Origin of the sequence: Paractinoplanes pyxinae (assembly GCF_026626335.1) — a bacterium.
Lineage (GTDB): Bacteria > Actinomycetota > Actinomycetes > Mycobacteriales > Micromonosporaceae > Actinoplanes > Actinoplanes pyxinae.
The window spans coordinates 409,837-435,340 of the sequence record NZ_JAPNTZ010000005.1 but is presented as its reverse complement, the minus strand read 5'-3'; the positions used below and the strand labels follow the sequence as shown (position 1 = coordinate 435,340).

The 25,504-nt window shown below is 72.0% G+C and carries 10 protein-coding genes; 5 read left to right on the top strand and 5 right to left on the bottom strand.

The genetic code is table 11. The annotated features are described in order from the left end of the window. Window positions 1–107 precede the first annotated feature (107 nt). Entirely contained in the window at window positions 108–10,634 is a 10,527-nt protein-coding gene (locus tag OWR29_RS16365; protein WP_267563693.1) for a beta strand repeat-containing protein, read from the top strand. On the opposite strand, the gene OWR29_RS16360 is transcribed toward OWR29_RS16365, so the two are convergent. Beyond that, window positions 10,622–12,100 carry a glutamate-cysteine ligase family protein gene (locus OWR29_RS16360; RefSeq protein ID WP_267563692.1) on the bottom strand — a complete coding sequence of 493 codons (1,479 nt, stop codon included), beginning with the start codon at window positions 12,098–12,100 and terminating at the stop codon, window positions 10,622–10,624. The two genes, OWR29_RS16365 and OWR29_RS16360, sit on opposite strands and share 13 nt — an antisense overlap. 184 nt (window positions 12,101–12,284) lie before the next feature. On the opposite strand from OWR29_RS16360, the gene OWR29_RS16355 reads away from it, so the two are divergent. Further along, window positions 12,285–13,604 (top strand): SGNH/GDSL hydrolase family protein, encoded by a 1,320-nt coding sequence (locus tag OWR29_RS16355; RefSeq protein WP_267563691.1) that lies wholly within the window; start codon window positions 12,285–12,287, stop codon window positions 13,602–13,604. Here the strand turns inward: OWR29_RS16355 and OWR29_RS16350 are convergent. After that, complete coding sequence (locus OWR29_RS16350) at window positions 13,601–14,122, bottom strand: hypothetical protein (protein WP_267563690.1); 522 nt, start codon at window positions 14,120–14,122, stop codon at window positions 13,601–13,603. The two genes, OWR29_RS16355 and OWR29_RS16350, sit on opposite strands and share 4 nt — an antisense overlap. 3,533 nt (window positions 14,123–17,655) lie before the next feature. Here OWR29_RS16350 and OWR29_RS16345 point away from each other — a divergent pair. Further along, entirely contained in the window at window positions 17,656–18,090 is a 435-nt protein-coding gene (locus OWR29_RS16345; RefSeq protein ID WP_267563689.1) for a hypothetical protein, read from the top strand. A 172-nt stretch (window positions 18,091–18,262) separates the two neighbouring features. Then, window positions 18,263–19,441, top strand: a complete 1,179-nt coding sequence (locus OWR29_RS16340) for a SigB/SigF/SigG family RNA polymerase sigma factor (RefSeq protein ID WP_267563688.1) — start codon at window positions 18,263–18,265, stop codon at window positions 19,439–19,441. 6 nt (window positions 19,442–19,447) lie between these two features. On the opposite strand, the gene OWR29_RS16335 is transcribed toward OWR29_RS16340, so the two are convergent. From OWR29_RS16335 to OWR29_RS16325, 3 genes are all read right to left on the bottom strand, one after another. After that, window positions 19,448–20,176, bottom strand: a complete 729-nt coding sequence (locus tag OWR29_RS16335; protein WP_267563687.1) for an ATP-binding protein — start codon at window positions 20,174–20,176, stop codon at window positions 19,448–19,450. A 70-nt stretch (window positions 20,177–20,246) separates the two neighbouring features. Further along, window positions 20,247–22,097, bottom strand: coding sequence for a CheR family methyltransferase (locus OWR29_RS16330; RefSeq protein ID WP_267563686.1), 1,851 nt, complete (start codon window positions 22,095–22,097; stop codon window positions 20,247–20,249). Window positions 22,098–22,150: 53 nt separating this feature from the next. Next, window positions 22,151–22,891, bottom strand: coding sequence for an ATP-binding protein (locus OWR29_RS16325; RefSeq protein ID WP_267563685.1), 741 nt, complete (start codon window positions 22,889–22,891; stop codon window positions 22,151–22,153). A 121-nt stretch (window positions 22,892–23,012) separates the two neighbouring features. Between OWR29_RS16325 and secA2 the strand changes: the two genes are divergently transcribed. Further along, window positions 23,013–25,307, top strand: coding sequence for an accessory Sec system translocase SecA2 (secA2, locus tag OWR29_RS16320; protein WP_267563683.1), 2,295 nt, complete (start codon window positions 23,013–23,015; stop codon window positions 25,305–25,307). Window positions 25,308–25,504: the final 197 nt, after the last annotated feature.

Below are 25,504 nucleotides of genomic sequence, written 5' to 3'. Positions count from 1 at the left end.
GGTGTTATCAGAGTTGAAACGCCATTGGCTGGCAGTTGGCTGAAAGAAATGGCGAGACATTCGGCGAACGAAGGACTTATGGCGCGGGACGCCGTGAAAATCGACTCGTGCTCTTCCATTGGCGTATTCCGGTCAAGCAGCTGGCTCTCCTGGTGGTCGCCGTTCTGGCGCTCACGCTGTTCTGGGGCCCCGGCGCCGCGTACGCGGCCACGTCCGTCACCACCACGTCGAACGCCCTGCGGGTGGGGCTGACCGTGCTGGGCCTGCCGGTCAACGTGACGTTGCCGGCCACCGCCAACTGGAACGGGGGCACCGCTGTCAGCAGCACCCTCGTCAACGCCAACATCCCGAACGTGGCCACCACCGGCACTGTCGCGGCGACCGGCGGGCCGTCGGGCGACGGTGGCACGGCGGAGGGCAAGGTCACCGGGCTCAACCTGCTCGGCGGCACGCTGACCGCGGACGCGGTCGGCGCAACCTGCCTGATGAACAGCACCGCGATCAGCCACACGGTGAACACCGCCAACTTGCGGCTGTCCGGCCTGCCGGTGTCGATCCAGGCCGACGGGACGATCTCGCTGCCCGGGGTCCTCACCGCCGCGATCGATTCCGAGGCCGCGACCTGGAACACCACCTCCGGCCAGTTTGTCTACACGGCCAAGGCCATCGATCTCAAGCTGCTGGCCGCGCTGGGCAGCGTCGCCGGCGGCACCGTCGTGATCGGCGAGGCGATCTGCCGCGGCAACGTCAAGCTGGGCACGGTCACGAGCACCGGCACCACGGTGGCGCCGGGTCAGTCCGGAACGCCGACCGTCACGGTGAGTAACACCGGGGACGTCGCCGCCCCGAACACGACGATTCGGATCCCGAAGCCGAGCGCGACCTACTACCCGCTCGGCACCCCGACCGTGACCGGCGGCGGCACATGCGACAAGGACGGCAACGCGACCTATATCGTATGTACGGGCGTGACTGTCCCCGGCGGTGGCACGGCCAAGGTCTCGATGCCGGTGACATTGAAGGCGACGGCTACCGGCACCGCCCCCGCGTGGTCGCCCGCAGCGAACTCCATCACTGCGACGAGCACCCCGGTCGCGGCGGCCACCGACGCCACCATGACCATCAACGGTGGCGGCTCGGCCCTCGCCACGGCACTGCCCCGCACCACCACCGGCGGCACGATCACAGTGACGCCGGCCGCTCTGGCCGCCGGCAAGACCGCGCCGGCCACAGTCAAGATCACCAATGCCGGGCCGTCGGACGCGGACAGCGCGACAGTCACCATCCCGATCGGGAACGCCCCCTCCGGCGTACGCGTCACCTCGGCCACCTCGACCAGCGGAACCTGCGTCACCGACACGTCGAACGTCGTCTGCAGCAACGTCGCCATCGGCGCCGGCCAGGACGCGACGATCACCCTCAACACCGCCGCCACCCTGGCCACGCCGCCCGGCACGACATGGGACCTGGCCAATATCACGACCACCCTGAACAACAAGACGATCACCGGGTACGGCCGGGTGGCGGCCGTCAGCGACCCCGACGTCAACATCGACAACGGTGTCTCGATCACCCCGGTCGCCGGCACCCCGGGCGGCGCGAAGGTCAACGCCACCGTCAAGATCAACAACGTCGGCATCCAGCCCGGCACGGCCACCGTCACGTTCCCGGCCGCCCCGGCCGGCTACACGATCGACACGGCCGGCGCCAGCGCCGGCGGCGGCACCTGCGCCCTCGTCAGCGGCGCGCTGAAGTGCACCGGCGTCACCGTCCCGAAGATGACCGGCGGCACCCCGGGCAGCCTCACCCTGACGGTGCCGGTCACCCTCGGCTCCGGCGTCACCGCCGACTGGACCGGCACGGTCACGGCCACGACCACCGACTCGACCGGCACCGCCACCGGCACCCTGATCAACGCCGTGACCCGGGCCAACCTGGCCGCCGCGGCCCGCGGCCCGGCCGCCCGCACGGTCAGCCCGGGCCAGCCCACGACGATGACGGTCGACATCGACAATCAGGGCCCGTCCGACGCCGTGGCCACGCCGTTCGTGGTGGTGGCACCGCAGAACACGACCTTCGGGCCGCTCACCGGCGCGGTCGGCACTGCCTGCCAGACGCTGACCCCGACCACCGTGCGCTGCTCGGTGACCCAGAAGCCGGACGATCCGATCCTCTCGCTCGACCTGCCGCTGCTGGTCTCGGCCACCGCTGACGCCTCCACCCCGCTCGCCGGCGGCTGCGTCAGCCTCGACAACGACGCCATCTGCGGGGGAGCGGCCGACACGGCCCTGCCCACCATCACCCTGCGGCCCAAGCTGGCCGACCGGCTCACCGTGCTGGGCACCCCGGCCACGATCACCCCGGGCAGCAGCGGCACCGGCACGCTCACCCTGACCTCGATCCAGGCCGAGACCGGCGTCAAGATCACCGTGCCCAAGGCGGCGCTGCCGTCCGGCTTCACGGTGAGCGCGGCGACCGTCAACGGCGGCACCTGTGACATCACCGGCGCCACGGCGATCGTGTGCACCGGAATCCCGCTGGCCGCCAACACGCCCAAGGACGTGCAGCTCACCGTCCAGGTGCCGGCCACGGCGACCTCCACCCAGACGTGGACGGCGACCGGCATCACGGTCGAGACCGGCAACGAGAGCATGACCGCCACCGGCGCCCTGGCCACCACCGGCACCCCGGCCTACCGGCTCGAGGCCACCGTGGGCGTGCCCACGGCCGGCTCGGTCGAGCCCGGCGGCACCGCCAACGTCCAGGTCACGGTGACCAACAAGGGCCCGTCGACCGCCACCGGCGCCTCGTTCACGGTCGCCGCGCCGACCGGCACCACGTTCGGCACCCTGAGCTCGCCGGCCTCCGACATCTGCACGGCCAACGCGGACCGGAACCTGCTCACCTGTACGACGACGCTGGCTCTCAACGCGGCCACCGCCCAGCTGACCCTGCCCCTGGTGGTCGCGGCCAACGCCGACCCCGACAAGGCGATCAGCGGCAGCTGCGTCAACCTCGACGGCTACCCGGGCTGCGGCGCCGGCGACGCCACGATCCCGCCGATCACGCTCAAGGTGCCCGCCGCGGCCCAGGTCGGTTTCGCCTCGGACACGGTCACCGTCACCCCGGGCGACACCGCCACGACGGCCAAGCTGCGCGTCTCGGCCACCCGGGCCCAGCTCACGAACACCGTCGTCGCGATCCCGCTGACCCCGCGCCCGGCCGGCCTCAACGCGCCGACCGTGACGCTGGCCGGCGGCGGCGCCTGCCCGGTCAGCGCCAACATCGCCACCTGCACCATCCCGACCATCGACCCCGGTACGCCGCAGGAGATCAACCTCGGCCTGACCGCTACGGCCGGCGCGGGCACCGGCACGTGGACCGTGCCCGGCATCACCGCCACCATCCCGGCCGGCACGGTCACCGCGGCCGACCAGACCCTGGCCCGCATCGGCGACCCGCGCAACGTGGTGACCGCGACGGTCAACGTGCCCAGCACGCCGATCCTGCCCGGCGGCACCGGCTCGGTGAGCGTCGACGTCAACAACACCGGCCCGTCCGACGCGCTGGGAGCCAAGGTCAGCGTCATCGCCCCGGCCGGGGCCACCTTCACCGCCCTCACCCCGGGCAGCCCGACCGCCAACGCGTGCCAGCTGGCCGCCGACGGCAAGTCCGCGGGCTGCACCTTCGATCAGACCGTGGCCGCCAGCGCCACCACCTTCACCTTCCCGATCGCAGTCGCCGCCAACGTCCAGGCCGGGGCCGACCTCACCGGCGGCTGCGTCGACCTCGACGCCAACGGCATCTGCACCACGGCCGACGGCAACTTCCCGCCGATCCCGGTCGACGTGCCCCTGCAGGGCCGGCTCACCGTCTCCGCCACGCCGGCGACCGTCGTGCCCGGCGACCCGACGGCCAAGACCGCGACGCTGACCCTGAAGTCCGGCGCGAACATCAACGACCTCGTCGTCGCCACCTCGACCGCCGCGCCGACCGGCCTGCAGGTCACCGCGGTGACCGCGCCCGGCAACCTCGACTGCGCCCCGACCGCCACCGGCACCTTCAACTGCGGCGACGTGGACCTGACCGGCGTCAACCACAGCGCCGACATCACGCTGACGCTCAAGGCGGCGGCCAACGCCGACCCGGCCACCTGGACGCCGGTCCTCGCCATCAGCGGAGGCGGTCAGAACGCCACGGCGGCCGCCGCGGTCGCTGTGATCGGCGCGGCCCAGCCCACCCTGTCGGCCACGGCCACGGTCCCGTCGGCCGGCACGCTCAACCCCGGCGATACGGCAACGGTGAACGTGACTGTCGCCAACACCGGCTTCTCGGACGCCAAGAACCGCGTTGTCACCGTCACCGCGCCGGCCGGAACCACGTTCGACGCGGCCAACCTGCCCGCGGCGTGCCAGTCGCTCGTGGCCACCCGTGTCCAGTGCACCGTGACCGCCCCGGCCGGCCAGAACGCCGCGCTCGCCCTGCCGGTCGTCATCCCGGCCAACGCCGACCTGTTCACCAGCATCGGCGGCGGCTGCGTCGACTACGACGGCACGCCCGGCTGCGACGCGAGCATCCCGACCATCACGCTGCGGGCCCCGGTCGACCGCCGGGCCGCGGTCAGCGTCACCCCGGTCACGGTCACGCCCGGCACCACCGGCAACGCGTCCGTGCGGGTGACCGCCGAGAACGGCGACCTGACCGGCTTCTCGATCGAGGTGCCGCTGACCCTGGGCGCCGGCCTCACGATCGGCTCGGTGACGCCGGCCGGCCCCACCTGCACGGTCACCGGCAGCACGGTCAACTGCTCGCTGGGCAACCTGGCCAAGGGCGCCTCCCGCGACATCACCATCCCGGTGGTCGCCGCGGCCAACCTCGCGGCCGGGGTCACCGCCACCGCGGCCAACATCAAGATCCAGGACAGCACCGGTCCGGTCACGCTGACCGGAACTCGTCCGGTCGCCGTCACCGGTGCCCCGCAGGTCACTCTCACGCCCACCTTCGGCACTGTCAGCGCCGTCGAGCCGGGCGCCACCGGGACCATCCCGGTCACCCTCAAGAACGAGGGCACCTCCGACGCCACCAACGCCCGGTTCAGCGTCGTCGCGCCGGCCGGGGTCACCTTCGGCACGCCGCTGCCCGCCGGCTGCACGGCCGACGCGACCAGCACCCGGCTCAGCTGCACGGCCACCATCGCGGCCGGGGCCACCGCGCCGGCCTTCTCGGTGCCGGTGACCGTGGACCCGACGGCCGACCCGAGCGGCACGATCACCGGCGGGTGCTTCGACCGCAACGACAACGGCGTCTGCACCTCGCCGCCCGACGTCACCCTGCCCGCCATCCCGCTCACCACCCGCTTCGACCAGGAGGTGACGGTCCGCGTCAACCGGGCCCAGCTGGCTCCCGGCACGGCCGACACCGCCACGGCCCAGGTCGTCATCACCTCGACCAAGGCGCAGAACGTCGACGTCTCGATCCCGATCCCGGCCGCCGTCTCCGGTTGGACCATCAGCGCCGACAACGGCTGCACGAAGGGCGCCAGCGACATCACCTGCACCGGCCTGGCGCTGCCGGCCGGCGCCAAGACGGTCACCTTGACCATCACCACGCCGAACACCACCAGCACCGGCGACCTGTGGGACGCCGGGGTCAAGCTGACCGGCCGGGGCGCCGCCACCACGACCACCGCCAGCCAGATCGCGCTGGTCGGCACGTCGCCGTACGACCTGAGCGTCGCCGTCAGCGGCGTCCCGGGCAACAACAGCGTCCTGCCGGGCGACACCGTGCCGCTGACCGTCCAGGTCACCAACAGCGCGAGCTCCAACCTCACGTCGGCCACGATCAAGGCGCCGGTCGTCATCACGGCCCCGGCCGGCACGACGTTCGGCACCCCGCCGGCCGACTGCACGCGCACCACCCCGACGACGCTCAACTGCCGGGTGGACGTGTCCGACGTCGGCACCCGGGCCAACTGGACGGTCCCGATCGTCATCCCCGGCAACGCCAACCCGGCCACGCCCATCGCCGGCGGCTGCGTCGACCTCGACTCGACCCCGGCCTGCGACGCCACGATCGGCTCCTTCTCGCTGCGCAAGCCGCTGGCCACGGTCGTCTCGACCGGCACGGTCACGGCGGCGAGCCCGGCGCCGGGCCAGACCGGCACCGCCACCGTGAGCCTGGCTGCCGCCGAGGTGCGGCCCAACCTGGGTGTGACCGTCAGCCTGGCCGGGCTCCCGGCCGGGGTGGACGTCACCGCCGTACGGCTGGGTGGGCGCACTTGCACGATCGCGGCGGGCACGGCGACCTGCCCGGGAACCAACTTCCCGGACACCGGGACCACCCCGCTCGCCATCGACTTCACCACCGGCTCGTCGACCGCGCCCGACAGCACCTGGCGGCCCACGATCACGGTGACCGACCCCGGCAAGGACTCGGTCGTGCTGCGCCCGCAGGTGCTGGCGGTCGGCTCGCCCACCTCGGACGTCTCGGTCGCGCTGGTGCTGCCCCCGGCGGGCACGGTGCTGCCCGGCGGCACCGCCGACGTCCAGGTGACGATGACCAACAACAGCGTCTCGGACGACCCGGCCGCGCTGGCCACGTTCACCGCCCCGGCCGGCACCACGTTCGACCTGACCGGCACGACCGCGGCCGACTACTGCACCACCAGCTCGGCCACGCAGATCAGCTGCCGCACGGCCCTCGCCGCGGGCGCCAAGGCCCAGTTCCGCCTCAACCTGAAGGTGGCGAGCACGGCCGCCTCGGGCGCCTCCGTGGCCGGCGGCTGCGTCGACGTGCCCGGCGGCACCGACTGCGACACGGCCATCGCTCTCACCCTGGGCAAGCCGTTCTCGGACCAGGCCCAGCTCGGCTTCACCCGGGCCACGGTCGCGCCGGGCGCCATCGACAGCGGCTTCATCACCGTCACCACCGACCGTCCGCTGAGCGGCCTGACCATCACCGTCCCGCTGGCCGGCAAGCCGTCCGACCTCGAGATCGCCGGCGCCAGCAGCCCGACCGGCGCGCCCTGCACGGTCAACAACACCGAGATCACCTGCAGCGGCATCAGCCTGGCCTCCGACGGACCCGACCAGCGGCTGGTCGACGTCCGCCTGCACCCGGCGTCGCGGATGCCGGCCAACGCCACCTGGTCGCCCACGGCCACGCTGAGCAACGGCGCCGGCGGCACCAGCCAGGCCAACGGCGAGTTGCTGCGCACGTCGGCCCCGGCGCCGGACGTGAAGTACACGATGAGCGCGCCGACCACGCCGGTCGCGCCGGGCACGACGGCCGTTATCACCGGAACGCTCGACAACAAGGGCTTCTCGGACCTGACCAACGCGTCCGTACGGGTCAAGGCCCCCACCGGCACCACGTTCGGCACTCCGCTGCCCGCCGGCTGCACCGCGGCGGCCGGCAGCTCCCTGATGGACTGTGTCGTCAACCTGCCCGCCGGGGCGGCGGCGCCGGTCTCGTGGTCGCTGCCGATCCAGATCCCGGCCAACGCCAACCCGAACACGCCGGTCACCGGCGGGTGCGTCGACTTCGACCGGGACAACGTCTGCGAGCCGGGCGAGCCCGTGCTGCCGGCCGTCGCGCTGACCGCCACCCTGGACCAGGCCCTGACCGTCCGCACGCCGACCGGCGGCGGCGCGACCCTCACGCCGGGTGTCACCGGCACGGTCACCGTCACGGTCGCCTCGACCCAGAGCAAGAGCGGCCTGACCGTCACCATCCCGACCGACACCCTGCCCACCGGCATGCAGGTCGTGCAGGTGCGCAGCGACGCCGGCTCCTGCACCATCGGCGACAAGGCGGTCACGTGCACCAACGTCTCGGTCACGGGCGGCGGCACGGCCGACGTCGTGCTCACCACCCTGGTCGCGGGCAACGCCCCGGCCGGTGACTGGTCGCCCGCCGTGCTCGTGTCGCAGGGCTCGCAGTCGAAGGAGCAGACGGTCACCGCGGCCGCGACGATCGGCGCCCCGCGCACCGATCCCAAGCTGACGGTCAGCGTGCCCGTCTCGGGCACCGTGATGCCCGGCGGCACCGGCACCCTGACGCTGCTCGTCACCAACGACGGCCCGTCGCAGGCCACCGGTCTCACGTACACCGTGCTGGCCCCGACCGGCACCACCTTCCCGACTCTGACCGGCCCGGCCGCCAGCGCCTGCCAGCGGGTGTCGGACCGGCAGCTCAACTGCACGGTCAACGTGGCCGGTAACGGCCGCACCTCGGTCGCCATCCCGATCGCGGTCGACCCGACGGTCAGCGCGGCCAACCCGGTGACCGGCGGCTGCGTCCGCAACACGGTCGGCTCCACCTGCTCGCCGAGCGACTACCAGATCCAGTCGATCACCCTGGCCACCCCGCTCAGCGGCAAGCTGCAGATCGCCGGCGCGCCCGTGACGGTCGTGCCCGGCCGCACCGGCTCGGGTGTCCTGCGGATCACCGCCACCGGCGCGGTCAGCAACGCCACCGTCACCATCCCGCTGGCGGGCAAGCCGGCCGGGTTCACCGTCACCGGCGTGAGCGGGCCGCAGGGCTCGACCTGCACCAACGGCGCCACCGAGATCCGGTGCACCGGGGTCAACCTGGTCACCGGGGCCAACACGGCCGTCACGGTGACGACCAAGGTGGACGCGGGCGCCGCCGGCTCGCTGAGCTGGCAGGCCACCGGCATCACGGTCGCGGCGGCCGGCGAGACCGTCACCGGGGGCACGGCCCAACTGATCACCTCGGGCGACCCGGTGGCGGCGGTGACCTACAAGCCGACCACGCCCAGCCGCACGGTGAAGCCGGGCGAGACCACGTCGCTGACCGTCGCGGTGAGCAACGCCGGCCCGTCCGACGCCGCCCGCCGGACGGCCACGCTGATCGCGCCCAACAACACGAGCTTCGGCAACCTGTCCGGCCCGGCCGCCACCGCCTGCACGGTCACCAGCGCCAGCGTGCTGACCTGCACCTACGACCTGGCCGCGGGCGCCTCGACCTCGTGGACGGTGCCGCTGCAGGTGTCGGCCGGCGTCAAGGACGGCGACAAGCTCACCGGCGGCTGCGTCTCGGCCGACGGCAACCGCACCTGCGGCGACGACCTGGACGTCTCCATCGACGAGACGCCGGTCAACTCGTCGATCAGCGACACCGGCACCCTGACCCTGGACGGCGCCGTGGTCCCGGCCGGTGAGTCCGGCACCGCCCTGGTCCGGTTCTCGGCCACGGCCGCCTTCACCGGACTGACCCTGACCGTGCCGCTGGGCGGCCTGCCCACCGGGTTCAGCGTCTCGGCGGCCTCGATCGACGGCGCGACCTGCACCGTCGGCGAGTCGGCGATCACCTGCACGGGCATCGACCTGGCGGCCGGCGAGCCGAAGGCGCTGTCGCTCAGCGTCGACGTGGCGGCGGGTGCAGCGGCCACCGCGGCCTGGCGGGCCACCGGGATCACCCTCTCCGACCCGGACGACGCCGACGACAAGCTGACCGCCTCGGGTCTGCTGGTGAGCACCACGGCCGCCGCCTACTCGGTCGCGGTGACGGTCGGCAGCCCGTCGGTCACGGCGCCCGCGCCCGGCCAGACGACCGTCCTGCCGATCACGCTGTCCAACGCCGGGCCGGGCGACGCCGACCCGTACGTGGCCACGATCCGGCTCCCGGACGGCGCCGTGGCGGGCGCGCTGCCCAGCGGCTGCGTGGCCGGGACCGACACCCGCACCGTGGTCTGCACGGTCAAGCTGGCGGCCGGGGCCTCGCGCACCATCCAGCTGCCGCTGGTGGTGAGCCTCGACCTCAAGGGCGGCGAGACGCTCACCGGCGGCTGCGTCGACCAGGCGCTCAGCACCGACCCCGAGGCCGACGGCGAGTGCGGCGGCGACACCGACGTCGCGCTGCCGAGCATCCCGGTCGCGCGGCACAAGGTGAACCTGGCCGTCGAGTACGGCAAGCCGGCCGTGACGCTGACGCCGGGCGCGGCGGTGGTGATCCGGGTGCCCTACACCAACGACGGCACCGAGACCGCCGACGAGGTGCGGTTCACCGTGCGGCCGCCGGCCGGTGTGGTGGTCCGATCGGCCGCGATCCTGCTCGACGCCGCCTCGGCCGAATCGATCTCGGCCGCCGCCACGGCCAACACGGTCGCGGCCGCGTGCCAGCCGGCCGGCGGCAGCGAGGCCGCCAACGCGGTGGTCTGTGAGGCGCCGGACCAGGCCGGCCTGGACGGCAGCGAGCTCTGGCTGACGATCGACGCCTCGAACAGCGCCAAGTCCGGCACCCAGCCGATGCGGGTGACCGTCAGCACCAGCAGCGCCGACGGCAATTCGACCGACAACACCGTCGAGGTCATGCTCAAGCTCAAGGCCAAGGCGAGCAGCGGCAACGGCGGCGACGACGGCGACAACGGCAACGGGGGCGGCGGGAACGACGGCGGCGGCGACCTGCCCAGGACCGGCCCGCAGATCTTCGGGGCCCTGCTCACCTCGCTGATGCTCATCATCGCGGGTTCGCTGATGCTCGTGACGATGCGCCGACCGGGCGCCGCCGCCGTGGCCGGCCGGGTGCCCACGTCCTACCCTGCCCGCCACGTGCGGCCGGCGGCCCGGCCGTGGACCCGCCGCCGGCGCGACGACCGTCAGTCCGGATAGGGCCACTCGTGCACGGGGAGGTTCTCGTGCATGAGCGGCAGGTACCGCCGCAGCATCTCGTGCAGGGCGTCCTGGCGGTCGACACCGTCGGCCTCCAGGGCGTGCAGGGTCTGCACCTGCCAGGCGGCGCCGTTGCGGTGGGTCAGGCAGCGCTGCTCGATGATGCCGAGCAGGCGGTCGCGCTCGCCCTGCGAGACGCCCCACCGCTCGAGACCCTGGCGGGCCATCGGCAGCAGGCGGCGCAGCACCAGCTCGGTGACCTGGATGTAGCCCAGTCCGGGCCAGAACACGGTGGCGTCGATGCCGTGCCGGGCGCAGGTGTGGAAGTTCTCCTCGGCCGCGCTGAAGCTCATCTGCGTCCACAGCGGACGCTCGGCCTCGGCCAGGGTGCGGATCAGCCCGTAGTAGAAGGCGGCGTTGGCCATCGTGTCCACAACGGTCGGTCCGGCCGGCAGCACGCGGTTCTCGACCCGCAGGTGCGGGCGGCCCTTGACGACGTCGTAGATCGGCCGGTTCCAGCGGTAGACGGTGCCGTTGTGCAGGCGGAGCTCGCTCAGCTCGGGCACCTCGCCCCGCTCCAGGATCTCGGCCGGGTCGTGCTCGTCGCAGATCGGCAGCAGGGCGGGGAAGTAGCGCACGTTCTCCTCGAACAGGTCGAAGACGCTGGTGATCCAGCGTTCCCCGAACCACACCCGCGGTCGTACGCCCTGCGCCCTTATCTCTTCCGACCGGGTGTCGGTGGCCTGCTCGAACAGCGGGATACGGGTCTCGCGCCACAGCTCGCGGCCGAACAGCAGCGGCGAGTTGGCGCCCAGGGCCACCTGAATGCCGGCGATCACCTGGGCCGCGTTCCAGTACGCGGCGAACTGGGCCGGGCTGACCTGCAGGTGGAACTGGGTGCTGGTGCAGGCCGACTCGGGCGCGATCGTGTCGGTGGTGACGGCCAGCCGGTCGATCCCGTCGATCCGGATGTCCAGGTCTTCACCGCGGGCCGCGAAGATCTGCTCGTTCAGCAGTTTGTAGCGGGGGTTGGCCGACAGCGCGTCGTCGGTCATGTGCTCCCGGCGCAACGTCGGCAGGATCCCGATCATCACCGTGTGCGCGCCGACCGTACGGGAATGCTTCTCGGCGTTGTTGAGACTGGCCCGCAGGGAGCGTTCGAGATCGGCGTTTTCGTCCCCGGCCAGGCGTCGCGGCGGCACATTTATCTCGATGTTGAACTGGCCGAGCTCGGTCTGGAAATCCGGGTCGGCGATCGCGTTCAGCACCTCGGAGTTGCGCATGGCCGGATCGCAGTTCTCGTCGACCAGGTTGAGCTCGATCTCCATGCCGGTCAGCGGCCGCTCGAAGTCGAAGCGGGACTCGCGCAGCATCGCCGCGAACACATCCAGGCTGCGGCGAATCTTGTGCCTGTACTTCGCGCGGTCCTCCCGGGTGAAGTTGGCCTGATCGACGTCCTCGCCCACGGCACACCACCTCTCTGGACTTCCCTCACATTCACACACCGCAGGCAGGCGCGCCAGGCGACACCAAAGCATGAGATCGCACGCCCTGTCCTTCTCCCGCGGCACATACCCGGTGGAAGGTGAGAACAAGCGGGCCCTGCCTTTTCCTCCAGATCCGCACCCCTGGGGAGGCATGATCTTGAACGTGCGGCGGTTGCTGATCGGTGTCCTGGTGGCCTCGGTGCTGACCACGGTCCTGACGGTCTCGTGGGCGGTGCTCGGGCCACTGCGGTCCGGTACGTCGTCCCCGCAGGCGCCGGCCCAGGCCGCAGTGGCTCTCCCTGCTCCGTCCGGCCCGTCGTGGTCCACCGCCTGGGCGGCCGCGCCCTCGTCGGCCGGGCTGGACAAGCCGCTCGGGCACACGGTTCGCAATGTTGTGCACACGACCATCGGCGGTCCCCGGGTACGCGTACGGCTCAGCAATCGATTCGGCCTCGAGCCGCTGCGCTTCGGGCACGTGACGGTGGCGCTCTCGGCCCACGCCGGCGGCCGCCGCGACGGCTTCCTCGACCCGAGCGACGGCACAGCGGTCCCGGGCACCCTGCTCGACGCGACGTTCGGCGGGCGGGGGCAGGTGACCGTGCCGCCCGGCGGCGACGTGCTCAGCGACGCCGTGCCACTGGCCGTCCCGGCCGACGCCGACCTGCTGGTGAGCGTCTGGACCCCGCGCAAGCCGGCCGCGGGCACCATGCACGCCGAGCCCAAGCAGCGCTCCCTGGTCAGCCCGGACTCGCTGGACCGGGCGGGCGACGAGACGGCGACGGCGTTCAAGCGAGGTGTGTGGGCCTGGTTCTACGTGACCGCGGTCGAGGTGACCGGCGCCCCCGGCACGATAGTGGCGTTCGGCGACTCGATCACCAACGGCGCCGCCTCGACGCCGGGACGCAACCGGCGCTGGACCGACCTGCTGGCGGCCCGGCTGGCCGACGGGCCCGAACCCGACTACGGCGTGGCCAACGCGGGGATCAGCGGCAACCGGATCCTGCTGGACGCGCGCTACCCCCGCTACCGGACCACCGCGGTGGCCGGGCCGTCGGGCAAGTCGCGCTTCACCGAGGACGCGCTGGAACGCTCGGGCGCCCGCACGGTGATCCTGCTGGCCGGGATCAACGACATCATGCAGGCGCCCCGGCAGACCGACCCGGCCCGGATAGCGGACGGGCTGGCCGGGCTGGCGGCACGCGCCCAGGCGCAAGGGTTGCGAGTGGTCGCGGGCACCATCACGCCGTGGCAGGGCTATCACTCGTACACGAAAGCGGCCGACAAGGTGCGGCTGCGGGTCAACGCCTGGATCCGGGCCGGTGGCGACGGCGCGTTCGACGGGGTGGCGGACTTCGACCGTACGCTGCGAGACCCGTTCCAGCCGCTGCGGCTGAACCCGCGGTACGACGGGGGCGATCACCTGCATCCGAACGACGCCGGCATGGCGGCGCTGGCCGGTGCTGTGCCGCTCGATCTGCTCTAGACCATCACGAAGGCGGCCACCGCGGCCACCAGGGCGAAGCCGAAGGCGGCCTGCAGGAGCAGGGCCGGGCCGAGGTGCGACCACATCGTGGGGATGCGCGGGGTCAACGGCTGCATCGTCGTCAGGTTGACCACCCGGACCAGCCGTACGGGCAGGAAAGGGTCTTTCTGCGGGGTGGTGGTGACCTGCACGAGGTCGCCGCGGCGCAGGGCCGACTGGGGTAGCTGACCGTGCATCTCGACCTCGTAGGTCTGGCCCAGGTCGTCGCGCAGCCGCACGGGGGTCACCAGGAACTCCGGGCCCTTCTTGAGCTCCTTGAAACTGCGGCGGCCGGCCTTCATGCGCAGCAGCGAGCCGATCAGGTGGAAGACGCCGGAGGCCAGAAAAACGGCCGTGACCAGCGGTTGGCCGATGCGGACCTGACGGGTGTACGAGGCTCGGAAGCCGGCGAACCGGCCGGTGATGATGGGACCGACATGCCGGAGGATCTGCTCGCGGTGCAGGTCGAGGTCGTCCATGGGGGCACCTCCTGAGGGGTTCTCATATTGTACGGAGAGTTAAATTACAAGCACCGTGAGTGAATGCGTGAACGACGGTAAGCGGCGCGGATGCCCTCGTTGCTCATTCGTCACCCCGGTCGCCGAAATGCTGAAAACCCGGCGAATCCCCACCAATCGGCGGTGAACTGGTTCCGTGTCGGAGAGGCGCACGCCTCGCAGCGGAACGGGGGGCGGCTGACGTGGCACCGACGAAGGCCTACGTGGATCCGGACAGCCTGCTGGCCCGCACCGCTCGACAGGTGCTCGAGGCGCACGCCGGAGGCCTCGGGCCCTCGGGCGGCACGAGCATCTGCCCCTCCTGCGGCGAGCGTCTGCCCTGCGCCACCGGCCAGGCGGCGGCCGAAGTGGTGACGGCGGCCGGGCTGGCCGAGGAGTCGGGGCTGGTCGCCGCGTCCCGGCGCGGGCTGGGGGAGCCGTACGGCGATGGGGTGGCGCCTCTGGCCGGGGCGCTGGGGCTGGGTGCGGGCGGCGTGTCGCGGCCGCTGACGGCTTTCGGGTCACCGGACGCGGTCGATCAGTTGGCGGCGCTGGGTTCCGCCGACGTCTCCCGATGGTCCGACGCTGCCTCGCAGCCCGGCGACGTTTCCTCGCGACCCGGCGATGCGTCGCTGCGGTCCGGCGATATTTTCTCGCGGTCCGGTGATGCTTCGCTGGGGCCGGGCGATGTTTCCTCGCGGTCAGGTGATGCTTCGCTGCGGCCGGGCGATGTTTCCTCGCGGCCCGGCGATGCTGAGCCGCTGACGGCCTTTGGCTCAGCGGATGTGCTCGATCCGCTGACGGCCCTCGGATCAGCTGACGGGCCGGAGCCGGCGACGGCCTTCGGCTCGGCGGCGGACTCGGGGGAACCGCTGACGTCCTTTGGCTCAGGGGATGCGTCGGAATCACTGACAACGTTTGGCTCTGCGGATGCGTCGGAGTCGCTGACGGCGTTCGGGTCGGCGGATGCTGCTGCGCGGCCGACGGGACTCGGGGCCGCTGGCCTGGCCGAGCCGCTGCCGGGATTCGGGTCCGCGGACGGCCTCGGGCCGGCGACAGCGTTCGGGTCCGCCGATGGTCCGGGGCCTGCGACGGCGTTCGGGTCCGCCTCCGGGATGCCGTTCGCCTCGCCGACCAGCTTTGGGTCGCCGCTGGCCTTCGGGTCGCCGATCGACATGCCGGCCGAGGACGAGCCCGTCCGGTCCGAATACGCGGCGCGACGCCGGGCACCGGAGGACGACAGTCCGTCGGCCGGTCCGGGTTACCGCCAGGCTCGGCACGAGTCCCCGATCGGCCTCGCCTTCGTTTCCCCGGAACCCATGCCGCCCGAGCATGAATCGCCGTCTGCGATGCCGCTGCGGCATGGCTCGGCAACGGCGACTTCGGCCGACTCAGGGCGGGCGTCGGTTCTGCCGCCGGTCGAACTGGCCCATGACCTCGAGCACCGCGACGCAGAGGACGAACCGAGCGGGCCGCGCCTCGCGTTCAGCTTCCGCGACGGCTCGGACGAGCTGCAGGGCGCCGACCCGGCTCCTGCCCAGGGCGATGCGCGTGCCCCACTCGCCGAGGGGCGAGCCACAGTCCCACCCCTCGCCTCTTCCGAAGAAGGACGGGTCGCCGGCTCGTCTTTCGTTTCGCCTGCTGATGGGCCGTCCGGCTTGTCTGTTGCTTCGCCTCACGCCGGGCCGGTGGCGGGCCCGTCTTTTGTCAGGCCCGCTGATGGGCCGACCGGTTTGTCCGTTGCTTTGCCTGACGCTGGAGCGATGGCTGGCTCGGCCTTTGTTTCGCCCGCTAATGGGCCTACCGGTTTGTCCGTTGCTCCACCTGACGCTGGGCCGGCAGCGGGCCTGTCTTCTATTTCGCCGGCTGAGGGGCCGACCGGTTTGTCTGTTGCTTCGCCTGACGCCGGGCCGGTGCCGGGCTCGACCTTCGTTTCGGCCCCTGAAGGGCGACCTGGTTCGGCTGTTGCTTCGTCTGATGAGGGGCGGGTGTCGCTCCGACCGCACGATCAAGCTTCGGGCGGCCAACAGCCAGGCGGCGCGCTGAGTGACGGGGGGATCGGCGGCGCTCCGGCCGGTCGGGCAGCCGATGGTTCGGTCGCGAGGAACGCGGACGCTCCCGTTGACGGCGAGAACGCTGGAGCGGCCGGCGCCGGGAATTCGGCGGGAAGTCCGGCCGCCGAGGAGCCGCCGACGCAGCGCAAGCCGGCGCCGGTCCTGCCGCCGAACTGGCATCAGAACCGGCCGCTCGATGCTCCTAAGTTCGTCCCGTCCCGTCCGGTCGCGCCCCGTGCGCCAGGTGGCCAGGTTACCCCGACCGCCTCCACGCCGGGCGGCGCCGCAACACCAACTGCCGGCGCGCCGGGCGGCCCGGCAACGCCGGTCAATGGGATGGCGGGCGGCCCCGCAGCGCCGGGTGCCGGCATGGCGGGAGGTCCGGCAGCGCCGGGTGCCGGCATGGCGGGAGGTCCGGCAGCGCCGGGTGCCGGCATGGCGGGAGGTCCGGCAACGCCGGCTGGCGGCATCCCGGGTGGGCTCGGAGCGCCGGCTGGTGGCTTGCCGGGCGTGCCGGCAGCGCCGGGGGCCGGGATGCCGGGCGGTCCGGCAACGCCGGCCGGGGGGATGCCAGGCGGGCCCGCGTCGCCGCCGGTTGAAGTGGCGGGCCGGCCGCACGCGCCTGCTTCGCCGGCTGCCGCCCCGCCGGAGCGCACGCCGATCGCCGGTCCGATGACGCCTCAGCCGGTCGGCGAGATGGCGCATCCGCAGCCGATGCACCAGCCGGGAACGCCGCCCGCCGCGACTAACCAGCCGGGAATGTCCACCGCTGGACCTCTTCAGCCCGGAATGCTCAACTCCGGAACAATCCAGTCCGGAATGCCCAACGCCGGAACCCACCAGCCGGCCGTTCCGACAGGCTCCGAGCCCTCGGGCCTCGGTCTGCGTCCCGCCGGCGCACCGACTGAGATGCCTTCGTCAGCGCCCGAGCTTTCCGGTCTGTCCGGCGGATCATCGGGCCAGGAGCCGTCCGGCCTTCCCGGGCGGGCGCCCGCCGGTCAGCCGGTCAACGGGGCACTTGGCGGCCAAGGACTCGCGGGTGGTCTCGGTCTGGCTGCATCAGGTGGGCTGGCGGCACCGGGCGGTTCGGCCGGGCAGGGCGGTTCCTTCGCTCCGAACGGTCAGGCGCCGCAGGTGAACCAACACGGCGCACCTGGCCAGTCGACAGCGCCGGGCCAGTCGGTCGGGCCGGGGCAAGCGGGTGAACTGGGCCAGTCGACGACGCCGGGCCAGTTCGGCGCAGAGGGCCAGTCGAACACGCCGGGTCAGTTCGGCGCACCGGGGCAGTTCTCCGCGCAAGGCCAGTCGGCCGGGCCAGGCCAAACGGGTGGACCGGGACAGTCGGCCGCACCGGGTCATTCAGCCGCACCGAGCCAGTCGGGCGCGGCGGGTCAATCGGGCGCGGCGGGTCAGTCGGGTGGTGGGGCGGCGGGAGCTTTCGGGCCTGGAGCGCCGGGTGGTATGTCCGGTTCCGCCCAGGAGCCGTCGGGGCTGGGGCAGGCTCCCGGCTACTCCGGGCCGGTCAGCGCCGGTCAAGCCGGGCCGGCCGCGACGGAGGGGGAGGAGCCGTCCGGCCTGCCGGGCCGCCCCGCCGGGCCGGGGCCGTCTGCGCTGCCTGGGCTGGGCAACAGCTCCGCTCACTTCGGCGGGGCCACACCGGAGCAGAACGCCGCCCCGCGCGCCGCGCTGGCCAATCCGGGCCGGGCGCCGCTCGAGGCTCCGAACCCGGGCCAGGCCAACCGGCCTCCGGCGGCCGCCCATCAGCCCGCCACGCCGCCGACCGCCAACGCCGGTCGGGCCGATGCCGGCCCGCGCCCGGCCCGGCCCAAGCTGGAGGCGCCCAACATGGGTCAACTCAACAAGCCGCTGACCGAGAAGGACCAACCCGAACGGTGAATTCTGAGTATCGCCGACCCGGATGTTTGAGCGTTGATTGAACAGGGCAGTAGGGTCGGCGATGGGCGACTCGGGTCACAACCCGGTCGCCCCCATTGATATGCGGCGTCAGCTCGAGCAGCCGGTCGACACATGCCGGTTCTGCAGGGTGAGCCCGCCGATTGGAGAGCCGATGTCTCAGAGTGACGCCAACCGGCCTGCGGCCGACAGTCGTTTGCTCGAGCGCCTGGCCACGCCCGCTACCGATGACGGTTTGGAAGACCTGGACGCGGCCGCTCTGGCCTACTCCGAGCGCGCCGCCGAGGCCGGCGCCGCCGAGCGCGCCGCGCTTCGCGAGAGCCTGACCCGCCTGTGCCTGCCCTTCGCCGGCCGGCTGGCCCGGCGCTACCGGGGCCGGGGCGAGACTTTTGAGGACATCGAGCAGGTGGCCCGGCTCGGCTTGGTGAAGGCGATCGACCGGTACGACCCCGAGCGGGGCTCCTTCACCGCGTACGCCGTCATCACGATCTCGGGCGAGATCAAGCGGCACTTCCGCGACAAGACCTGGGGCGTCCACGTGCCCCGCCGCGTGCAAGACCTCAGCCTCGAGGTCGGGCACGCCACCATGGTTCTGACCAGCATGCTTTCCCGCACGCCGACTGCCGCCGAGATCGCCGAGCGGCTCGGCGCGCCCCTGCCGGCCGTGCTCGAGGCGCAGGAGTCGGCGGCCGGCTATTCGCCCTCCTCGCTGAACGCGCCGGTCGGCGGTGGTGACGGCGCCGTCGAGTTCGGCGACCTGCTGGGCGGCGTCGACAGCGACCTCGAGCTGGTCGACGACAAGGTGACCGTGGCCGACCTGCTGCTGCGCCTGCCGGCGCGGGAGCGCCGCATGCTGGCGATGCGCTTCTACGGCAACCGCACCCAGGCCGAGATCGCGGCCGAGCTGAACATCTCCCAGATGCACGTGTCGCGTCTGCTCAGCCGGGCGCTGACCTGGCTGCGCGAGGCGATGCTGAGCGACACCCCGCCGCGCTGGGAAGGCGCCGAGAGCCGTTACGAGCGGCACCCGATGCAGGTCGAGGCCGTGCGCGAGGGTTCCGTGGTGGTGGCCCGGGTGCGTGGCGAGGTCGACCGGGACACGGCCGAGCGCATGCGGATCGGCCTGCGGCACGCGATCGGCCTGGCCGGACGTGACGCCGTGGTGGTCGACCTCTCCGGGGTGCCGCTGCTGGACGCGGCCGGTGTCGCCGTGCTGGTCGACGCCGCTTCGGCGGCCGCGGTGGCTGAGGTCCCGCTGACATTGGCGGGCGCCCAGCCGTACGTCGCCAGCATTTTGTCGGTGACGGGCCTGTCCCGCCTGCTGCAGGACTGACGCGGGTCAGCGCCGCAGCGACGCCCAGACCACCTTGCCGTCGGCCGACGGCACGCAACCCCAGGCGTGCGCGGTCGCGTCGACCAGCAGCAGGCCACGGCCCCGGCGGGCGTCGATCGGCACGTGGCCCGGCGGCCGCACCTCGGTCGCCGAGCCGTCGCGGACGGCGATCGTGAGGTAGCGCGGCCGCAGCGACAGCCGCAGGGTCATCATCGTGTGGGCGTGGTCGACCACGTTGCTGACCAGCTCGTTGGCGATCAGGGTGGCCGGGCCGGCCAGCTGCGGCAGGTCCCAGCGCAGGCAGGCGTCGGTGGCCAGGTCACGGGCGTGCCGGGCGGCCCCGCTGACCGGCAGCAGGTCGTCGGAGACGGTGGCCCGGCCCGCTTCCGGGTCGGCCACCAGCCGGGCGCGGGCCGCGTCCAGGCTGTCGAGGACACTCAGCCGCCGGTAGGCATGCCCGGACAGCAGCTCCCGCGTCGGCGTTGGGGGACCGAAGAGCAGAACCGGGGTTCCGGGCCAGCGCGCCGCCTGCCGGGCCGCCGCGCTGAAGACCGCCAGGGCCAGTGGATCGGTCACGTACATCTCGGACAGGTCGAGCAGCAGTGCCGAAGGCTGCTCGGCGAGCGATTTGAGCAGGTTCGTGTGCAGCGTCGTCACGTCGACGAGGCCCAGGGAGCCGGATATCGACCCGATCAGGCCCGCGTCGTCGCCACGGGCTTGGTACGCGATGGCCATTTCTCCCCGCCTTTCGAGTCCTGACCAACCGCTGCCGCATACCCACTGGCCGGAACGGCAAACGGAACGATCAGACCGGCTCGACCGCGCCGGTCTCCATCACGATGATGGCTCCCTCGGGCTGGATGCCGCCTTCACGCCGGCGCAGGGGTGTGCACGCCACCCGTACCGAAATGGCCCGGCCCCGCCGGTTGACCGCGTCGACCTGCAGCTCGGTGCCGGTTGCGTCGGCGCCCAGCGCGGCCCGCAGGATCGGCCGCAGCCGCTCGATGGGCAGGCCGATGTCGAGGTTGAGGAAGTGCTGGCCGATCACCTCGCCCGAGCGCAGGCCCCACAGGTCTTCGGCCCGGCGGTTCCACATGCGGATGCGCAGGTCCGGGTCGACCACCGCGACGCCGGCCTCCATGCTGGTCAGCACCGTCTCGAGGAAGTCGTTGGCCTCGTCGAGCTGGGTGCTCGAGATCCGCAGCTGGTCGTTGATGCTCTGGAGCTCGTCGTTGGTGGACTGCAGCTCCTCGTTCATCGTCTCCAGCTCTTCATTGGTCGACTGCAGTTCCTCGTTCGTCGTCTCGAGCTCTTCGACGGTCGATTGGAGCTCTTCGTTCGTGGTCTCCAGCTCTTCGTTGGTCGACTGCAGTTCCTCGTACGCGGCCTCGAGCTGCTGATTGGCATGCTCCAGCTCGTCCTTGAGCCGGCGGGCCGCAGTGACGTCGTGGAAAATGATGTTGACGCCGAGCAGGCTGCCGTCCGCCCCCACCAGCGGGCTGATCTGCACCTCGACGTTGACCTGGTCGCCCCCGCGGGGGAAGTCGACGTCCGAGATGCGCAGCGTGCGCCTTTCCAGCTGCACCTGCTCGATGTAGCGGCGCAGCTCGACCGGGCGGTACGACAGCTCGAGGTCGCGGAACGGCCGGCCGATGTCGCGCGAGGACACCCCGAACAGCTTCTCGAGCTGGCGGTTGGACAGCGCGACCAGGCCGTCCGAGGTGAGCGAGAGCTGGGCCAGCGGGCTGGCCGCGAAGGCCTCGTTGCGCAGCTCGTCGAGCCCGGTGACGGCCAGCTCGGCCGGGGGCGGCGCGTCGGCGAAGGCGACACCGGGCCGCGCGTACAACCGGGGAACCCGCCGGAAGACCCGCCGCTTGAGGTCTATCGGCGTGAACAGGCTGGTGTGGCTGAGCAGCATCTCGGCCTTGCCGAGGAAGAGCACGCCGTCGTCGCGCAGGGCGAAGTGGAAGCGTCCGAGAATCTTGGCCTGGGTCTCGGCGTTGAAGTACATCAGCGTGTTGCGGCAGGTCAGCAGGTCGATCCGGGAGATCGGGGCGTCCTGCACGAGGTCGTTGCGGCCGAAGATGACCGAGCGGCGCATGTCCTTGCGGAACGCGTACCGCCCGTTCGTGTGCTCGAAGTAGCGCTCGGCCAGCTCGGGCGGCACGTTCTCCATCTCACGGTCGCCATAGGTCGCCTGGCGCGCCTCGTTCAGCTGCTCCTCGTCGACGTCGGTGGCGTAGATCTTCACGCGGTCTTTGAAGGCCTCGAGGCCGAGCAGTTCGGCCAGGGCCATGGCCAGGGTGTACGCCTCTTCGCCGGACGCGCAGCCGGCGCACCACACCCGGATGGGGGAGTCGGCCGGCTTGGCCGCGATCATCGGCCCGAGCACGTCCTTGCTCAGGTAGTCCCATGCCTCGGGGTCGCGGAAGAAGCCGGTCACGTTGATCAGGATGGTGTTGAACAGGGCGGTGAACTCGTCCGGATGGACCTGAAGATAGTCGACGTACTCCAGATAGTCAGCCGCCCCGACCTGGCTCATCCGGCGATTGACCCGCCGCACCAGGCTGGAGCGTTTGTAACCGGTGAAGTCGAAGCCGCGCGACTCCTTCAGATAGATGAGGAGCGCTTCAAAATGCGGGTCGGTCGGCTGCACAGAGAGACGCTATCGCACCTCAGGACGCTCGCGTGCCGACGGTGCGGCGCGGGTCAGAACGTGTCCGGGTGCATCCTCGTCCAGACGACCTTCCCGTCGGTCACCGGCAGCACGCCCCAAGCGTCGGTCAGGTCCCGTACGAGCCGCAGCCCGCGCCCGCCCGGGTCGGAGAGCCTGGCGTCCTTCGGCTTGGGCATGCGCCGGCTGTGATCGCGCACCGTCATGCCGAGCCGGCCACCGTGCAGCGGCCGCACCGTGAAGTCCATGGTCGTCCGCGCGTGCCGCACGACGTTGGCCACCAGTTCGGTGGCGATGAGCGTCGCCGTCGCGGCCAGGTCGGAGCGTTGCCAGGCCGTGCAGGCCTGAGTCACCAGGTGGCGCACCTGCCGGCAGGCGTCGGGCACGGGGCGCATCCGCACCCGGATGTGCGGCGGGGTCGTCTCGGCCCGGGCCGAGGCCACGGCGGCCGCGAAGTCGTCGGCGTACCGGAGCTGCTCGCAGTCGGGCGTCGCCGTGATCATCGCCAGCGTGCGGGGGTCGGCGCCGCACAGCACGACCGGCACGTCGGGCCACTCGTGGGCCGCGCAGACGGTGGCGCTCAGCGCCGACAGCCCCATTGGGTCGCCGATGCGCAGCCCGGCCACGTCGAGCAGCAGCACCGTGGGCTGGTCGGCCAGCCGCAGCCGCACCGCCTGCTGGAGAGCGTCCCCGGTGACCTGATCCAAGGTGCCGCTGACACGCAGCGCGGCGACCGGGAATCCGCGTTCCGGCCGGCACACGAGCTGACTCGGCACCCTGCCTCCTTGTTAAGACTTTTCCGCCCGCCCAACGTGCCCGGCCGCAGCCCGACACAAACGCGGTGGGACGAGACAGTCGTCACCAACCGCTCAGGTAAATGAAGTACCGTTGCCCGCCATGGGTGTGTCGCAGCGGCTGAAGAGCCGGTTCCGCAAGTTTTTGCAGCGTCCGGGCACGACGGTCGACCTCGCGCCGTTCACCAAGCGCCTGCCGGCCATCGACGCGCGTGAGGAAGCGCTGCGCGAGCTCGACGACGAGGCGCTGACCGCGGCGGCCGGCGAGGCGTCCGACTTCACCGAGATCTGCGCCATCGGCCGTGAGGCGGCCCGCCGCGCCCTCGAGCAGCGGCCGTACGACGTCCAGCTGCTCGGCGCGATGGCCCTGCTCTCGGGCAAGGTGGCCGAGATGGCCACCGGTGAGGGCAAGACCCTCACCGCCGTCGTCGCCGCGTACGGGCACGTCCGCCTGGGCCACGGCCCGGTTCACGTGCTCACCGTCAACGACTACCTGGCCCGCCGCGACGCCGAGTGGATGCAGCCGGTCTACAAGCTGCTCGGCCTGAGCGTCGGCTGGGTCACCGAGGCCTCCACCCATGAGGAGCGGCGCGAGGCCTACCTGGCCGACGTCACGTACGTCTCGGTCAGCGAGGCCGGCTTCGACTACCTGCGCGACCAGCTGGTCACCGACGTGGAGGACCGGGTGCAGCGCGAGCTCGCCACGGCCATCGTCGACGAGGCCGACTCGATCCTGATCGACGAGGCCCGCGTGCCGATGGTGCTGGCCGGCAGCCTCGCCACCGAGGCCGACCCGGTGCACGGCGCGGCCGAGCTGGTGCGCGAGCTGCGGGCGGGCAAGGACTACGAGGTGGCCGAGGACGGCCGCAGCGTGGCCTTCACCGAGGCCGGGCTCAAGAAGATGGAGGAGCAGCTCGGCGGCATCGACCTCTACGCCGACGACCAGGTGCAGCAGCTGTCCGCGGTCAACGTGGCCCTGCACGCCGAGGCCCTGCTGCGCCGCGACGTCGACTACATCGTGCGCGACGGCTCGGTCGAGCTGATCGACGAGATGCGCGGCCGCGTCGCCCAGCGCCGCCGCTGGCCCGACGGCCTGCAGGCCGCGGTCGAGGCGAAGGAGGGGCTGAGCGCCACCGCCGAGGGCGAGGTGCTCGACACGATCACCGTGCAGGCCTACATCGCTCTTTACAAGACGGTGTGCGGCATGACCGCCACCGCCGTGCACGTCGGCGAGCAGCTGCGCGAGTACTTCAAGCTCGAGGTCGCGGTCATCCCGTCGAACGCCGAAAACATCCGCGACGACGAGCCCGACCGCATCTACTCGGCCCACGACACTCGCGACGAGGCCCTGGTCGAGGAAATCAAGATCGCCCACGAGAAGGGCCGCCCGGTGCTGGTGGGCACCCTCGACGTGAAGGCCTCCGAGCTGCTGGCCAAGCAACTGGCCGCGGTGGGCGTGCCATCGAACGTGCTGAACGCCAAGAACGACGCCGAAGAGGCCCGGATCATCGCCGAGGCCGGCGCCAAGGGCGCGGTCACCGTCTCGACCCAGATGGCCGGCCGCGGCGTCGACATCCGCCTCGGTGGCAGCGACGAGGCCGACCGCGACGAGGTCGTCGAGCTGGGCGGCCTGTACGTGATCGGCGCCGGCCGGCACGACAGCCGCCGCGTGGACGACCAGCTGCGCGGCCGGGCCGGCCGCCAGGGCGACCCGGGCGGTTCGGTCTTCTTCGTCAGCCTCGAGGACGAGCTGGTCACCCGGCACGCCGGCGACATCCTGCCGGCCTCGCCGCGGATGGACATGGACGGCGTCGTCCACGACGAGCAGGTCGACTACGCCGTCGAGCACGCCCAGCGGGTCGCCGAGGGCGTCAACCACGAGATCCACCGCAACACCTGGCGCTACAGCGTCGTCATCGAGCAGCAGCGGGTGGCCCTGGCCGAGCGCCGCGAGCGGCTGCTCACCTCCGAGGTGGCCGCGATCATGCTGCTCGAGCGCTCGCCCGAGAAGGCCAAGGAGCTCGACGAGGACGTGCTGTCCGACGCGGCCCGGGCGATCGCCCTGTTCCACCTCGACCGGCTCTGGGTCGAGCACCTGGCCGAGCTGTCCGAGGTGCGCGAGGGCGTGCACCTGCGCGCGCTGGGCAAGCTCGACCCGCTCGACGAGTTCCACCGGGCCGCCGTCCCGGCTTTCCAGAAGGTGCTGCTCGAGATCGAGAAGCGCACGATCGAGACGTTCGAGGAAACGGACTTCAGCGAGGGCTGGGAGCCCGACCGCGCCAAGATCGTGCGGCCGAGCGCCACCTGGACCTACCTGGTGCACGACAACCCGTTCGGTTCCGAACTCGACCGGCTCATCGCGGCCGTCGGCCGGCGTTTGGTCGGACGCGGCGAGTAAAAGAGGCAACGATCGATCCGGGCGTTCCTTCAGGAACGCCCGGATTCTTTTTGCACCGGCAACGAAGAATCGTGTGGCGCTCGTCTCAGAATGCTGCCGTGATCCGGTCGTGATACGTGCTCTCAGCTGCGAAAACGCTCGTCAGACCACATATGAGCAGCGAGCCATGCGTTCGGCAACGCGTAATCAGTCTGACA

Excerpts from the sequence above, each read along its gene's own strand:
- OWR29_RS16350 (WP_267563690.1), bottom strand. The coding sequence starts at position 14,122 with ATGGACGACCTCGACCTGCACCGCGAGCAGATCCTCCGGCATGTCGGT.
- OWR29_RS16345 (WP_267563689.1), top strand. The coding sequence starts at position 17,656 with ATGTCCGGTTCCGCCCAGGAGCCGTCGGGGCTGGGGCAGGCTCCCGGC.
- OWR29_RS16340 (WP_267563688.1), top strand. The coding sequence starts at position 18,263 with ATGTCTCAGAGTGACGCCAACCGGCCTGCGGCCGACAGTCGTTTGCTC.
- OWR29_RS16335 (WP_267563687.1), bottom strand. The coding sequence starts at position 20,176 with ATGGCCATCGCGTACCAAGCCCGTGGCGACGACGCGGGCCTGATCGGG.
- secA2 (WP_267563683.1), top strand. The coding sequence starts at position 23,013 with ATGGGTGTGTCGCAGCGGCTGAAGAGCCGGTTCCGCAAGTTTTTGCAG.